At 50.9% G+C, this 15,335-nt stretch carries 13 protein-coding genes; 9 read left to right on the top strand and 4 right to left on the bottom strand.

The window, feature by feature from the left end; translation table 11 throughout:
- Positions 1–299: 299 nt before the first annotated feature.
- The 4 genes from thrA to ung are packed head-to-tail and all read left to right on the top strand — an operon-like array spanning position 300 to position 5,677.
- The gene (gene thrA, locus BLW37_RS00860) at positions 300–2,759 is read left to right on the top strand and encodes a bifunctional aspartate kinase/homoserine dehydrogenase I (protein ID WP_091338050.1); all 2,460 of its coding nucleotides are present in this window, start codon (positions 300–302) and stop codon (positions 2,757–2,759) included.
- Between the two features lie 14 nt (positions 2,760–2,773).
- Positions 2,774–3,730, top strand: a complete 957-nt coding sequence (thrB, locus tag BLW37_RS00855; RefSeq protein ID WP_091339521.1) for a homoserine kinase — start codon at positions 2,774–2,776, stop codon at positions 3,728–3,730.
- Positions 3,721–5,007: a threonine synthase gene (gene thrC, locus BLW37_RS00850; RefSeq protein ID WP_091338047.1), complete on the top strand. Its 1,287-nt coding sequence runs from the start codon at positions 3,721–3,723 to the stop codon at positions 5,005–5,007. Before thrB ends, thrC begins: the two co-directional genes overlap by 10 nt.
- Positions 5,000–5,677, top strand: a complete 678-nt coding sequence (ung, locus tag BLW37_RS00845; protein ID WP_091339519.1) for a uracil-DNA glycosylase — start codon at positions 5,000–5,002, stop codon at positions 5,675–5,677. Before thrC ends, ung begins: the two co-directional genes overlap by 8 nt.
- Positions 5,678–5,727: 50 nt before the next feature.
- Here ung and BLW37_RS00840 read toward each other — a convergent pair whose 3' ends face one another.
- The 3 genes from BLW37_RS00840 to tal all read right to left on the bottom strand — a co-directional run bounded on the left by BLW37_RS00840 (position 5,728) and on the right by tal (position 8,609).
- Positions 5,728–5,907 (bottom strand): DUF3545 family protein, encoded by a 180-nt coding sequence (locus tag BLW37_RS00840; RefSeq protein ID WP_091338045.1) that lies wholly within the window; start codon positions 5,905–5,907, stop codon positions 5,728–5,730.
- A gap of 94 nt (positions 5,908–6,001) precedes the next feature.
- The gene (gene pgi / locus BLW37_RS00835) at positions 6,002–7,633 is read right to left on the bottom strand and encodes a glucose-6-phosphate isomerase (RefSeq protein WP_091338043.1); all 1,632 of its coding nucleotides are present in this window, start codon (positions 7,631–7,633) and stop codon (positions 6,002–6,004) included.
- 25 nt (positions 7,634–7,658) lie between these two features.
- On the bottom strand, positions 7,659–8,609 hold the full coding sequence (gene tal / locus BLW37_RS00830; protein ID WP_091338040.1) for a transaldolase: 951 nt from the start codon (positions 8,607–8,609) through the stop codon (positions 7,659–7,661).
- Positions 8,610–8,820: 211 nt separating this feature from the next.
- On the opposite strand from tal, the gene BLW37_RS00825 reads away from it, so the two are divergent.
- From BLW37_RS00825 to BLW37_RS00805, 5 genes are all read left to right on the top strand, one after another.
- On the top strand, positions 8,821–10,467 hold the full coding sequence (locus tag BLW37_RS00825; RefSeq protein WP_091338037.1) for a response regulator: 1,647 nt from the start codon (positions 8,821–8,823) through the stop codon (positions 10,465–10,467).
- Between the two features lie 44 nt (positions 10,468–10,511).
- Positions 10,512–11,288, top strand: a complete 777-nt coding sequence (gene yaaA / locus BLW37_RS00820) for a peroxide stress protein YaaA (RefSeq protein WP_091338036.1) — start codon at positions 10,512–10,514, stop codon at positions 11,286–11,288.
- 55 nt (positions 11,289–11,343) lie between these two features.
- The gene (locus BLW37_RS00815) at positions 11,344–12,642 is read left to right on the top strand and encodes an inosine/guanosine kinase (RefSeq protein WP_091338033.1); all 1,299 of its coding nucleotides are present in this window, start codon (positions 11,344–11,346) and stop codon (positions 12,640–12,642) included.
- 112 nt (positions 12,643–12,754) lie between these two features.
- Positions 12,755–13,231 carry a magnetosome magnetite crystal formation protein family gene (locus BLW37_RS00810; protein ID WP_091338031.1) on the top strand — a complete coding sequence of 159 codons (477 nt, stop codon included), beginning with the start codon at positions 12,755–12,757 and terminating at the stop codon, positions 13,229–13,231.
- Between the two features lie 349 nt (positions 13,232–13,580).
- The gene (locus BLW37_RS00805) at positions 13,581–14,798 is read left to right on the top strand and encodes a malic enzyme-like NAD(P)-binding protein (protein WP_091338029.1); all 1,218 of its coding nucleotides are present in this window, start codon (positions 13,581–13,583) and stop codon (positions 14,796–14,798) included.
- Positions 14,799–14,862: 64 nt separating this feature from the next.
- Here BLW37_RS00805 and metJ read toward each other — a convergent pair whose 3' ends face one another.
- Positions 14,863–15,198, bottom strand: coding sequence for a met regulon transcriptional regulator MetJ (gene metJ / locus BLW37_RS00800; protein WP_091338026.1), 336 nt, complete (start codon positions 15,196–15,198; stop codon positions 14,863–14,865).
- Between the last annotated feature and the right edge of the window lie 137 nt (positions 15,199–15,335).

Genomic DNA, 15,335 nt, shown 5'->3' with positions numbered 1-15,335 from the left:
ATTGACAGACGTCTACAAGTCTGTGCATTATGGGCGCTATGAAAAAATTACTGACACTCACTACCACCATTATTATTACCACCACCCTGTCGGGGTAGGAGGTCGGTGGTGCTTTGTCGCCAGAAAACCCGTGACCTCACCCGTCACGGGTTTTTTGTTTTTACCCACAGAGCTTCGACATGCAGGCAGGCTGCGGCAGCTTCGCAGTGTGAAGGCTCATGGGAATAAGGGCATTAAGACCCAAGAGTTGCAACCAGGTTCAAAATAGACCAACAAGTTGAATGATTCAGGAGTAATACATGCGAGTGCTAAAATTTGGCGGGTCTTCGCTGGCTTCAGTCGCACGCTTTCAGGATGTGGCTGCTATTGTTGCAGACAGTGCCCGGCAAACCGAGCTTTGTCTGGTCTTGTCTGCGCCGCAAGGCGTAACCAACCTGCTGGTTGAGCTCACCGATCTGGCCTATATGGGAGCCGATTATCAAGATTTGCTGCAAAGCCTGCAGCAGCGCTATCAGCAATTGCTGGATGAAGCTGCCATACAAGCTGGTGCCGAGCAACTCACTTCAGTACAGGTCTTGATGCAAGGCCAGCTGGAGCTGTTAGCACAGCGGTTGCAGGGGGTGCAACTGCTGCGGCACTGCCCTGATCACATCAAAGCGCAATTGCTCGGACTCGGTGAGCAGTTTAGTGTGGCATTGATGCAGGCTCTATTGCAGGCGAAAGGGGTTAAAGTAGCTTTGTTATCGGCCATTGAATGTGTGCGTAGTGAAGGCGATTATCTTAATGCCACTGCCGATATTAAAGGCTCGGAGCAAGCACTGAAAACGGCTATCGCCGCTTCGCCCGCTCAGGTATACCTGCTGGCCGGTTTTGTTTCCAGCAATGCACAGGGGGAAACTTGTTTGCTGGGGCGCAATGGCTCAGATTACTCGGCGGCCATCATTGCAGCCAGTATTCAGGCAAATGCTTGTGAAATCTGGACCGATGTCGATGGTGTCTACAGTGCGGATCCGCGTCAGGTGAAGCAAACGCAGTTGATTGAACGTTTATCGTACGATGAAGCCATGGAGCTGTCTTACTTCGGTGCTAAGGTTTTGCACCCTAAAACCATAGGTCCGCTGGCTCGCTATGGCATCCCCTGCTATATCAAAAATACCCTGAACCCGTCAGCACCTGGCACCTGCATTGCTAGTCAGGGCGATGGTGAGTCGCTGGTGAAAGGTATTTCCAGCTTGCAGCATCTGGCACTTATAACGGTATCTGGCCCTGGGCTTAAAGGTGTGGTTGGAATGGCCAGCCGGGTTTTTGCCACTATGGCTCGGGCCAATATTTCGGTGAACCTTATCACCCAGTCCTCGTCCGAGTTCAGCATTAGCTTTTGTGTGCCTCAACTGCACTTAACCGCAGCGCAAAAAGCGCTGGAAGCTGAATTTGAACTTGAACTGCAAAACAACCTGCTGCGGCCTTTGGATATTGCAGCTGATATGGCGATTGTCAGCCTGGTTGGGGATGGCATGCGTCAGCATAAAGGAGTTGCGGCAAAATTTTTCGCCTCGCTTGCTCAAGCCAGGGTCAACATAGTGGCCATTGCGCAGGACAGCAGTGAGCGCTCGATTTCTGCCGTGGTGGCACAGTCGTCCTGCCAGGATGCTGTCAAAGTCTGTCATGAAAACTTTTTCAGTCACATTCCCAGCATCGATGTGTTTTTAGTGGGTTGTGGGGTGGTGGGGGCCGAGCTATTGGCGCAGATCAAACGGCAGCAGGCTTTCCTGCAGCAGCGCCACGTTAAACTGAAAGTCTATGGCATTGCTAACAGTCAGCAATTGCTGCTGCAGCCCGACGGTGTCGATTTAGCCGAGTGGCAATCGCAGTTGGCGCAAAGTAAACATAGCTTTTCGTTGCAGACACTTAATCAGTTTGTGCAGGAACAGCACCTGATCAATCCTGTGCTGGTGGATTGCACCAGTGCTGAAGCCATTGCGGGTCAATACGCCGACTTTCTCGCTGCTGGTTTTCATGTGGTAACCCCGAACAAAAAAGCCAATACTGCCAGCATGGCGTATTACCGTCAGCTGCGTCAAACGGCCCAGCAGCATCGCCGCCGCTTTTTGTATGAAACCACAGTCGGTGCCGGGTTGCCAGTGATTGATACCTTACAAGGGTTGCTGAACGCCGGTGACGAGCTGCTGGCTTTTGAAGGCATTTTGTCTGGTTCTTTATCGTACATTTTCGGCATGCTGGAACAAGGGCTGAGCTTGTCCGAAGTGACTCTGAAAGCCAAGGCTATGGGTTTCACGGAGCCAGATCCGCGGGATGACCTATCCGGCATGGATGTGGCGCGTAAGCTGCTTATCATGGCGCGGGAGTCAGGTTTGGAGCTGGAGCTGGATCAGGTGGAGGTGGAGTCGGTGTTGCCAGCAGATTTTGATGCCTCTGGTTCCATCGACGACTTCTTAACCCGACTGCCACAAGCCGATGCTGCTTTTGCTGACCGGGTTGCTGCTGCCAAAGCCGAAGGCAAGGTGCTGCGCTATATTGGTGAAATCCGTGATGGCAAGTGTCAGGTGGCTATCAAGGCGCTGGCTGATGATCATCCACTTTCAAAAGTTAAAGATGGTGAAAATGCGCTGGCGATTCACAGCCGTTATTACCAACCGATCCCTTTTGTGCTGCGTGGTTATGGTGCGGGTGCGGCGGTAACTTCGGCTGGGGTGTTTAGTGATATTCTGCGGACCTTGTCCTGGCAGCAGGAAGTTTGAGCGGAGCCATCAGCATGACACAGTATTATTATGCACCGGCATCCACCGGCAATTTTAGCGCGGGCTTTGATTTGCTTGGTGCCGCTTTTGAACCGGTCAATGGGCAGGTGCTCGGCGATGTGTTGGCAATTCGCGGTGAATGCGCCACAACTAAATTAAGCCTCAGTGGGCGTTATCAGCATCAACTGCCCACCGACAGCACTGACAATCTGATTTTACACTGCTATCAATTGTTCCAACAACGTGTCGGTAAAACTCTGCCGGGACTGGATCTGCATCTGTTCAAGGAGCTGCCGGTCGGCAGTGGACTTGGCTCCAGTGCTTGCTCTATAGTAGTGGCCTGCTTCGCCTTTAATCATTATTTTGCTGAGCCATTAAGCAAGGCAGAGTTGTTGCAGTTGATGGCAGAAGCGGAAGGTGGCGTCAGTGGCTCCGTCCATTATGACAATGTGGCGCCATCCTATTTGGGTGGTTTACAGTTGATGCTGCCAGGTAGTGCCCATTTGTGCCGGAATTTGCCTTGGTTTGACCATTGGCAGGTGGTACTCAGTTATCCTGGTACCACGCTTTCAACCAAAGCAGCCAGAGCTGCCATACCATCGCAATTGCCGCTGAAAACCAGTATTGAATTCGCAGCAGGCCTTAGCCGTTTTGTTTCGGCTTTGTATTGTCAGGACGAAGTGGACGCTATAGCGGCATTGCACGATGTGGTGGCAGAGCCAGCCCGTGCTTTGCTTATGCCCGAGCTACCCGCGTTGCGTCAGGCTTTAACGGAGCTGGGCGTTGCCCACGTTGGTATTTCCGGTGCTGGTCCTACCGTATTTGCGCTCTGTCAATCGGAGCAGATCGCCGCAAAGGCAGCCACTTATCTGGCTAGCCATTATGAAAAAAATCAGGATGCGATGACGCATATTTGTCGACTGGCCTCAGCAGGGGCTCGAGCAGTGAAGGATCCAACCCAATGCAGTTAGTGAATTTAAAAGTTGCCAGTGAGCAAGTCAGTTTTTTGCAGGCAGTACGAACTGGCCTTGGCCAACAACAGGGGTTGTTTTTCCCCACCCACTGGCCAAAGCTGGATTGTGAGGCTTTGTTAGCGCTGCCCTTGGTAGAGCGCAGCAGTGAAATCATGCAAGCATTGTTCGGTGATGAGCTATCGCCGGATGAAATTCAGCAGATGGTGCAGCAGGCTTTTACCTTTCCCGCGCCTCTACAGCTGGTGAAAGATGACCTGTATTGCCTGGAACTCTTTCATGGCCCAACGTTGGCGTTCAAAGACTTTGGTGGGCGCTTTATGGCGCAGGCTCTGGCCAAAGCGCAACAACAGCAAAAAGTGACCATAGTGACAGCGACATCCGGTGATACCGGGGCTGCGGTAGCGCAAGCTTTCTATCGCCAACCAGGTGTGCAAGTAGTGATTCTGTATCCTAAAGGTAAGATCAGCAGCCTGCAGGAAAAGCTGTTTTCTACCCTGGGTGAGAACATTACCAGTGTCGCCATTGAAGGGGACTTTGATCAATGTCAGGCGTTGGTGAAGCAGGTGTTCGATCAGAAAGAGTTAGTGCAGCGGCTGAATATCAACTCCGCCAACTCAATCAATATTAGTCGTTTACTGGCACAGGTTTGTTATTACTTTGAGGCCTTGGCTCAGCTGCCGGCCGAGCGGCGTAAGGACGTGGTATTTGCTGTACCGAGCGGTAACTTTGGCAATGTTACTGCGGGGTTGATTGCGAAGGCGCTTGGATTGCCATTCAAGCGTATGGTGGCTGCAACCAATATCAACGACACAGTACCTCGCTACTGGCGTGATGGACAGTGGCTGCCTAAGCGTACTCAGGCCACTTTATCCAATGCGATGGATATCAGTGCACCGAACAACTGGCCGCGTGTCGAAGCGCTGATCGAGCATGGCGTCATTCAGCGTGAGGCACTTGAAGCCATGGCGGTCGATGAAGACGACACCCAGCTGGGTATGCGGCAGCTTGCAGCCGATGGATACATCAGTGAGCCTCATGCTGCGGTCGCTTACAAGGCACTCAAGCGTTCGCTGCAGCCTGGCGAGATTGGTATTTTTCTTGGTACGGCACATCCAGCTAAGTTTAAAGAACAAGTGGAAAATATTTTGGGGTGCCCCATCGCATTGCCTCCGGCTTTGGCCAAGTGTCAGGCCGAACCTAGTCTGAGCAAAGAACTACCAGCCGACTTTGCAGCCTTGGAGCAGTTGCTGAATGCGCTTGAAGCCAATGCCTGAATGGCAGGATGTCTTGGGGGCTGAGAAGCATCAGCCCTACTTTCAACACATCATGCAGCAGGTGCAAGCCGAGCGGGCAGCTGGCCAGGTGATTTACCCGCCAGAAAAAGAGGTCTTCAGTGCTTTTAAGTTGACTCGTTTTGCCGATTTAAAAGTGGTGATTCTGGGGCAAGATCCTTACCATGGGCCAAATCAGGCGCATGGCTTGGCTTTTTCGGTACGGCCTGGTGTTGCTGTGCCGCCTTCGTTGCGCAATATGTTCAAAGAGTTGGCACATGAGTATCCGGATTATCAGATCCCTTCCCATGGTTACCTGAAAGCATGGGCTGAGCAGGGGGTACTCTTGCTGAATACAGCACTGACGGTGGTGGCCAATCAGGCCAACTCGCACCGAGATTTAGGCTGGGAGCAGTTCACCGATAAGGTAATAGCCGCGATTAGCACTGAGGCGCAGCATGTGGTGTTTTTACTCTGGGGGTCGCATGCAATTCGCAAAGCGAGTCTGATTAACCGTCAGCAGCATACGGTGCTGACAGCGCCTCATCCATCCCCCCTATCAGCCTACCGGGGGTTCTTTGGTTGCAATCACTTTTTACAAGCCAATGAAGCACTTATAGCCCGAGGGCAACAGCCGATTGATTGGCAGTTGCCATTGCAAGCTACGTTGTGATGCGAGCTTATCAATAAAAACGCCCACATCTTGCGATGTGGGCGTTTTTATTAAAATAACTCGATGTCATCCAGTTCGGGTTCGATGGTCCAGTCCATGTCAGCCAGTTCGCGTTTTAACCGTTGCCGCTCTTTCATGGCCTCGATTTCCCGCCATTTTCGTTTACCCGTACCACGCGCTTTTTGCGCCGGACGTTCCAACATATTCAGTAAGTCTTCGAAGCTTTCCATTAAGCTGCCTCTCTGATGTTGTTGTTATTTTCAACAAAGATGTACCATAGACGACGCTAAAAATAAAGGTTCAGAGTGACAGCCTGATGACATTTTACCCTATTTTGCTACTGGTCAGATGTCTTTGCAGGCTGGACATCAGGGCCGAAGTAGAGCTGTCAAAGTTTGATGATTTGCCATTAAGTGATTGATAAATAGGGCCAGATAACTGTTTCCCTAGCTCAACACCCCATTGATCAAAGGAGTTAAGCTGCCAGATTGCTCCCTGGCAAAACACTTTGTGTTCGTACAAGGCCAGCAGGGCACCCAAATAAAAGGGGGACAGCTCAGGCAGCAGCATGGTATTGCTGGGTTTATTCCCGGGTGACGCTTTGTGCGGTGCTAATCTGCTGGCCTGTTCTTCACTCAAGCCCTGTGCCAGACATTCTGCTTTGGCTTCCATGATGGTTTTACCTTGCATCAGTGCCTGCGTTTGAGCAAAGCAGTGGGCTGCCAGTCTGAGGTGATGGTCCGACAGAGCATGCTGAGGCTTGGCGGCCAGGATAAAATCAGCTGGGATAACCAATTTGCTTTGATGTAATAATTGATGGTAGGCATGCTGGCCATTGGTACCGGCGTCGCCCCAAATCACAGGCGCCGTGGCGCACGCCAGCGGTTGTCCGTCATGATCTACCTGTTTGCCGTTGCTTTCCATATCCAGTTGTTGCACATAGGAAGGGAGCAAACGCAGATAATGATTGTAAGGCAGCAAGGCCTGGCTTTGACAGCCCATACCGTTGATGTACCAAATACCAAGCAGTGCCAATACCACCGGCATGTTGTTGCTGAGATCAGCCTGCAGAAAGTGTTGATCCATGGCATGGGCACCGGCCAGGAATTGGTCAAACTGTGCATTACCAAGCTGCAAAGCCAATGGCAAGCCAATGGCCGACCAGATGGAATAGCGGCCACCCACCCAATCCCACATCGGCAGGATGTGCTCTGGTACAATACCAAACTCAGTGGCAGCCTTGATATTGGAGCTGGTTGCCCAAAAATGCCGGGCAATCGCAGCCTGATCAGCGCCATGGTCTAGGAACCATTGCCGCAGAGTCAGCGCATTCTGCCGGGTTTCTTCGGTACCGAAGGATTTGGATGCGACCACCACCAAGCAGGTTTCCGGATTCAGGGTCTTGCAGATATCATGCACCACAGCGCCATCAATGTTGCCGGCAAAGTGGAGTTTCAGCGGGCTCTGGTTGAACGGGCTGAGCGCTTCACAGGCCATTTGTGGGCCGAGCAAGGAACCACCAATACCGACCCAGATTAAGTCTGTAATGGGTTTGCCTTTATAGCCAAGATAGCTCTGTGTATTGAGTTGATTGACCAGCGCTGTCATCTGCTGACGGCACAGACGGATTGCTTCAGCGATAGCCTGATCTTCCAGCGTCGTTAAAGCCTGGTCCGGTAAACGTAAGCGCATATGGCCAACACTGCGCTGTTCGGTATGATTGATGGCTTCACCGGCCGCCATGCGTGAGCGCAGCTGGCGCAGCTCACTATGCTCTGCCAATGCCAGCAGTTGTTGCCAGCGTTTGCTGTTGATCAGGTTTTTGGAATAATCCAGTTCAATGTCGCAGGCGTTAAGCCGGAAGCGCTGAGCGCGCTCCGGATCGTCTGAAAAGGCCTGCCGTAATGAAAAGGGCTCAGATGCCAGTTGCTGCAGAGCCTGCCAGGGGGCGCTCATAATGTAATCCTTCTGCGATGGTTAGTTATAGTTGCTGCTGTAACAGTTGCTCCAGTTTGCACTGATCAGCCGCAAATTTACGGATGCCTTCCGCGAGCTTTTCGGTGGCCATAGCATCTTCATTCAATGCCCAACGAAATGCGGCTTCCGTCATCGGTGATGGCTGCGGCGACGAGGCCCCATGATCCTGTAAATATACGGTAAGCTCACCTTGTTGTTGAGCCAGTTCTTGCAGCAGGGCAGGGCTAATGGTCAGGCGATCGCAACCAGCTAATGCCAATACTTCGCCGGTATTGCGGAAGCTGGCACCCATCACAATGGTGGCATATCCGTGTGCTTTGAAGTAGTGGTAGATGTCCCGCACCGATAACACACCTGGATCAGTTTCAGCGGTATAGTCCTTACCTGTTGCGGCCTTGTACCAGTCCAGAATACGGCCGACAAAAGGTGAAATCAAAAAGACACCGGCTTCAGCACAGGCTATGGCCTGTGCTTTATGGAACAATAAAGTTAAGTTGCACTGAATGCCTTCTTGCTCCAATACCCGGGCTGCCTGTATGCCTTCCCAGGTGGAGGCAATTTTAATCAGAACCCGTTCTGGGCCAACCCCATTTTCCTGGTAGAGCGCAATCAACTGTCGGGCCTTATCAATGGTAGCTTGCGTATCAAAAGACAAACGGGCATCCACTTCGGTTGAGACCCGGCCCGGTACCAGCTTACTGATGGCCGTGCCGATATCCACTGCAAACTTATCGCAGGCAAGTTGTAGCTGGTCCTGGCTATTCTGAGCCTTCACTTTGGCATACTGAATAGCGTTGTCGAGCATGGATTGGCTGGATACTTGCTGACTAGCATTCAATAACAGGGATGGGTTGGTGGTGGCATCCACTGGTTTAAACTGCGCGATGGAGTCCAGATCACCGGTATCTGCAACCACGGTGGTAACGGCTTTTAGCTGATCAAGTAGCGTGCTCATATTGTTTAATTACCATCATTTTTGGCCGAAAAACTATTTTTCAGCGTTTATCATAAATTAATGTAGGAAAATTACAACATAACCGTTGCCTTCCCTGCGGTTTGATTTGGTTCTGCGGCAAAAGCCATTGCGCAGACAAGCCGATATTACTATAGTGCGGTTATGGGCCGACAGGCGCTGCTCTAACCGGGAAACTTATCACAGGACGTCCATGATTTTCCAAAGCAGTTTTTACCAAACGAAACGTATTCTTCTGGTCGATGATTGCGAACCCATTCGTGCGTCCATTCGTGGCATGCTACAGCAGATTGGTTTCGAACACATTACGGCTGTAGCTGATGCCAGTGCTGCACTTGAAAAAGCAGAGCTGCACAGCTTTGATTTTATTCTAGCTGACTTTCAGCTGGGTGATGGTTTAAATGGTGCTCAGCTGTTTGATGCTCTCAAAAAGCGCGAGCTTTTAAAAGCGGGCTGTTGTTTCGCCATGCTCAGTGCCGAGTCGATGCGACAACCGGTTTTTGGTCTGAGTGATCGGCAACCTGATTGCTACATTCAAAAACCCTTTACGTACCTTACGCTGGAAAAACGACTGGCCAGAGCGATGCAGCAAAGGTTGGTGGTACGGAAAGTTTTTCAGGCTTTGCCAAATGCACCAGATGTAGCTTTGGCTGAGTGCGATCGGGTTGTCAGAGAGTCCCCTCCGCATGCGCTCTACGCGCTGCGCTTAAAAGGCGAATTATTGCTGCAGCATAAACAGCCACAGCTGGCCGCACAATTGTTCCAGCAAATTTTACAAAGCAGAGAGCTTAGTTGGGCCCTGTTGGGTCATGCGATTGCTCAGTTCCAGCTTGGCGATCTGGATCAGGCCAGCAATATGCTGTTGGTGCTCAGTAAAGCAGAAGAAACCAGGCCAGAAGCACTGGATTGGTTGATCCGTCTGGCGTTACTGCAACAGCAACCTGAGCAGGCCTTGTTGCATTGTCAGGAGTTAGCACGTTCGTTACCTCAATCGGTCGAAGTGCTGCAGGTGCAAGCAGTTTTAGCCAGTCTTTGTCAGCAACTGGATGAGGCGATACGCTGTTGGCAAAAAGCCAGCCAGCAGCATCGCTACAGTGTGCTCGATTCGGCTCAACACTATTTAAACCCCGCGCGTATGTTGCTGCTCAAAGCGATGCAAAGCAAGTCGCTGAAATTGGATCCTTTGCTGAGTAAAGCTGAAGAGTCTTTGCAAGCCATTCCGAAACGCTTTTTGACCGAGACGTTGCAACCTGAACTCTTGTTGGTGCAAGCCCGTATTGCTCTGCTGCAAGGTAAATTGCATCAGGCGAATCAGTGGCGGGCAGAAGCAGAGCAGGGGGATGTAAGGAGCTGGTCGGTTGCTGCATTCATCGATCTGGCGTTGGTCAAGTTGGCCATGGCTGATGTTAAGCAAGCCGACGCAGTGATGGAGCGATTGCAGCGGCATAACTTAGCGGGCGGGCTAACCGGCTCGGTTGATTTGGCATACTGCCAGTACTGGCAGCAGCAGATCCCAACACTTTGGAAAGCAGCCAAAGGGTTGATGCAACAGGGGCAGCTGGATTATCGGGAGCAGTCGTTTCATCAGGCTTTGAGCCGGCTATGGCAAGCATTTCTGTATCTGCCGGGCAACAGCAATCTAGCGTTAAGCCTTTGGCAGACACTTGCTAGCTTGCCAGCAAGCAATAAATTGCAAGCTGTTGCCAGTGTGCTGTGCCAGGTGCTGCAGCAAAGCCAGTTGGACCAAGCAGGGCAGCAACGTTTTGCAGCCTTGCACCAGCAACTTTTGGCTCATTACAAACTACCTGCACTGTCGCTTCCGTCAGCCTCGGCAGGCTAGATAACGACGAGGCTAAGTGCTGACAACCAAGAGGAATAAACAGAATGCTGATGGTAATTTCTCCTGCCAAGGATCTAGCCATGCAACGCCCAGCTCCAGTTGAGGAGTGGACCGAGCCGGCCATGTTGGCAGATGCCAAGCAACTGATTGACATCTGCCGCGATCTAACCCCGGTGGATATTGCCAAACTAATGAAGCTGAGTGATAAGTTGGCTGGCCTTAATGCTGCCCGTTTCGCAGATTGGCAGCTGCCTTTTACCAGAGACAATGCCAGCCCAGCGTTATTTGCTTTTAATGGTGATGTCTATCAGGGCCTGGATGCAAGTAGTTTGACTCCAGAGGATCTGCGATTTGCACAACAGCATTTACGGATTTTAAGTGGCCTGTATGGGGTGCTGCGGCCGCTTGATTTAATGCAGGCCTACCGACTGGAAATGGGCACCCGGCTTAAAAACCCAGCGGGTGAGACTCTCTATGCCTTCTGGCAGGATAGGATCAGTGAACAGCTCAACCAACAACTGGATGAGCTTGGCTCCGAATTGTTACTTAACCTGGCGTCGCAAGAATATTTTAAAGCAGTAAAGCCTAAAGCCTTGCAGGCCAAGGTGCTGAATGTGCAATTTAAAGATTGCAAAAATGGCCAATACAAGGTGATCAGCTTCTATGCAAAAAAAGCCCGGGGCATGATGGCTCGTTATGTGATTACCAATCGGATCAAGACTGCCGAGCAACTGCAGAGCTTTAATAGCGGTGGTTATTATTTCAGTCAGCAAGAGTCCAGTGCCAGCGAGCTGGTTTTCCTGCGCGATGAAGTAGCCTGAAGCCTGGCAATCAAGTACACTAGCGCCCCTTTTTGCGCCAGAGGCAGCTCTTAAGATGAAGTTTCCAGGTCATCGTAAAATCAAACATTACTTTCCGGTGTCGGCTCCAAAACCGGAATTACCTCGTTTTGAGGTGGATCCGAGGCGCGATACCTATGTGGTAGGGCTGGATCAGGTGATTGTTGATGTGGTTGCCAAAGTCGATGATACTTTTTTGCAGCAGCATGGAATTGGCAAGGGGTTGTCTAATCTGGTTGAACATGACAAAGCCGATCGCATTTATCAGCAGTTGTTGAGTCTGGGTGCTATTTCCGATCATTTTGCTGGTGGCACCATCGGCAACACGGTACACAATTACTCCGTGCTGGCAGATGATAAATCGGTGTTGCTTGGTGTGATGTCGGCCAATATTACGCTGGGCTCACCGGCCTATCATTATCTTTGCCATACCAGCAGCAAGGTAGATTTAAACCATTTGCAAGCGGTCCAGGGCGATGTTGGCCGTGGTATTACTCTGATCACACCGGATGGCGAGCGTACTTTTGTGATTGACCCCGGCGACATGGATCAGCTAACAGCCGCCGGTATTCCGGCTGAGCTGGTGACCAATGCCTCCGCACTGGTGCTAAGTGCCTATCCGCTTCGCGCCAGCGGTCAACCTATCATCGCTGCGATGCAGCATAGCCTGCAACTGGCTAATAAAGCTGAGGTGCCAGTGGTGATGAGCCTGGGCACTCGTCATCTGGTAGAGGAGCTGCGCAGCAGCATTCAGCAAACGGCCAGCCAGCATGTACAAATTCTGGCAATGAACGAGCAGGAGGCTGAGGCACTTACCGGCCAGGCTGACCCGCTTTTGGCCGCTGAAACTATCTTAGAATGGGTGGATATGGTACTGATTACTGCCGGCGCTGATGGGCTCTACTTATGTGGCTACACCGATGAAGCACTTAAGCGCGAAACCAGCCATCCGATCAAATCAGGCAGCCTCGCTGACTTCAACCGGTACGAATTCAGCCGGCCTATGTTGCGGCGTGATTGCCGTCAGCCGCTGAAAGTCTATTCGCATATTGATCCATACCTTGGTGGACCAGAGCGCATTGCCAACACCAATGGTGCTGGTGATGGTGCTTTAGCGGCCTTACTGCACGATATGGCAGCCAATCATCATCATCGTCAGTTGCAGCCAATGTCTAGTAAACATGAGCAACCCTATTTGGCGTATTCATCTTTTGCTCAGATTTGTAAATATGCCAACAGGGTGAGTTACGAGATCCTGGTGCAATTCGCCTCCAGACTCAGCAAAGGTTTACCTGAGCGCGAAGACAGTTTGGAAGAGGCTTACTGGGAGCGCTAACGAATGCCTTTTATGAATCGTGTGAATCTTTCCGGATAAGGACGAACTCAGTTGCTGTTTGCTGTAATCTTGGCTAAGTTGTTTATGAACTCAATGAATGCAGGGGGGGAGCATGGATTTGCAGCAACTGGAAAAATTAAACGAATTGCGTGAGAAGGGCATTCTAACTGAGCAGGAATATACCGAGCAAAAACAAAAAATCCTAAGTCAGTCCACGATAAGTCTGCAGCAGTTTTTTTTGCAAACCAACCACTACACCATGTTGATGCATCTGGCCCAGCTTTGTGCATTCATTTTGCCTATACTCGGCTGGGTGGTGCCATTAGTGATGTGGCTATCGCGCAATGAAGACGCCACCATTGACCGGCATGGTAAAGTGATTTTTAACTGGATTTTAAGTTTTGTGCTTTATTGCTTTATTGCTTTATTGCTGACTGTCATCATTATTGGTTTTCCGATCCTGCTGGCGTTGGTCATTTGTTCTATCGCCTTTAGTGTGCTCGGTGCCATCAAGGCAAAAGAGGGTATCATTCAAAATTACCCCCTCTCCATCCGCTTCTTTCGCATCGATGAAGTGGAAGAGACGTAAAAAAAATTTATGCAGTCGCTGTTGGTCGCGTTGTAGTCTCTGTCTGGGTTAGCTATAGCTTTGGTTGCATGAGCATCCAGTCTGGCTGCATCCTTCTGCAGTGCACCAGCGGCTGCGGCTTTTTCAGGCTTGGCGAAACTGTGGAAACTTGCTATAAATCATTCCAGACGGCTTTACATCCAGAGTAAATGCACTAATCTTTGGATGGTCGTGGCTACTGGTACGAGGTGCAGAACAATGATTCTTTTCCGCAACTCCAGCGGATAAAATAACAGCCTTGCATCAAGCCCGCCGCTTATGGTCAAGCAATTGGCCCGAATGCACCCTACAAATCATTCAGGAAATCATCATGTCCGATTTTAAAGCACAAGCACTGAAATACCACGCAGAGCCAACGCCAGGTAAGATCAGCATTGAAATTAGTAAACCTGCAGAAACGGTTCGCGATCTGGCTCTGGCATACAGCCCGGGTGTGGCTGAGCCGGTGCGCTGCATTGCCGAAAACCCGGACGATGTGTACAAGTATACCGCCAAAGGCAATCTGGTGGCGGTTATTTCCAATGGCTCGGCCATTTTGGGCTTGGGCAACCTGGGACCTATGGCTTCCAAGCCGGTGATGGAAGGCAAAGCACTGCTATTCAAGCGCTTTGCTAACCTGGACTCGATTGATATTGAAGTCAGCCATCGCACCACCGAAGAGTTTATCAATACCGTTGCCAACATTGCTGATACCTTTGGTGGCATCAATTTAGAAGATATCAAGGCGCCTGAATGCTTTGAGATCGAAAAAGAGTTGATCAAGCGCTGCAATATTCCGGTATTTCATGACGATCAGCACGGCACTGCCATAGTCACTGCTGCCGGTATGCTAAATGCACTGGAAATTCAGGGCAAAGATATCAGCAAAGCGACCATCGTTTGTATGGGGGCTGGTGCTGCGGCCATTGCCTGCATGGAGTTGCTGATCAAATGCGGCGCCAAGCGTGAATACATTTACATGCTGGATACCAAAGGCGTGATCCACACGCGGCGGGACGATCTGAACCAGTACAAGCAACTGTTTGCCAACAACACCGATAAGCGCACACTGGAAGATGCACTCGAAGGTGCCGATGTGTTTGTCGGGGTGTCTGGCCCGGATGTCTTGCCAGCCGAAGCGCTGAAGTTAATGGCCGATAAACCGGTGATTTTTGCCTGCTCCAACCCGGATCCTGAAATCAAGCCTGAACTGGCTCATGCCACCCGTAGTGATATCATCATGGCCACAGGCCGTTCGGATTATCCGAATCAGGTCAATAACGTGCTGTGTTTCCCATTTATTTTCCGTGGTGCCCTGGATGTAAGGGCTAGCGTGATCAACGATGAAATGAAAATTGCGGCGGTAGAAGCGATTCGTAGCATTGCCAAAGAGCCTGTGTCAGAGGCAGTGTTAAAAGCAGCCGAGGTTGCGTCGCTTGAGTTTGGTCCACAGTACATTATTCCCAAACCAATGGATCCGCGCTTACTGGAGCGGGTTTCTAAAGCGGTTTCCGATGCTGCCATCGCCTCAGGTGTGGCCCGTATTTAGCGTTGCGCAAGCCGGTAAAAAAAAACCGCAGCTTGGCTGCGGTTTTTTTTTCGTGAAGATCGGCTTAATCTTCGGCGTTTTCTGCTTCAATGATTTCCGGGATTGGCTTGCCCATGCTGGTCAGGATATCACGCACTTCCTGAGGGATCTGGTGCGGGCTGTCTTTGCGCAGATCGTCATCGCCCGGCAATGGTTGGCCAGTAAAAGCATGCAAAAAAGCTTCGCACAGCAATTCGCTGTTGGTGGCATGGCGCAGGTTGTTGACCTGACGTCGGGTGCGTTCATCGGTTAAAACTTTCAGAACATTCAGCGGAATAGACACAGTGATTTTTTTGACTTGTTCGGATTTTTTACCATGTTCCGCATAGGGGTGAATGTATTCACCATTCCATTTAGCCATAACAATACCTTGTAGTTGTTGTCGTAAGATGCTCAATCACCCGTGCTTTCCATCCATTGCTGCAAAAGGTGGTAGCAAGTGCCGAAATTTTAACTCTTTTAGCGTTCCAGTCAAATAGCCTTCCGGCAATAAGCTTT

The sequence above is a fragment of the Alkalimonas amylolytica genome (assembly GCF_900107845.1).
Classification (GTDB): Bacteria; Pseudomonadota; Gammaproteobacteria; order Enterobacterales; family Alteromonadaceae; genus Alkalimonas; species Alkalimonas amylolytica.
This window is presented reverse-complemented; position numbering and strand designations above follow the sequence as displayed.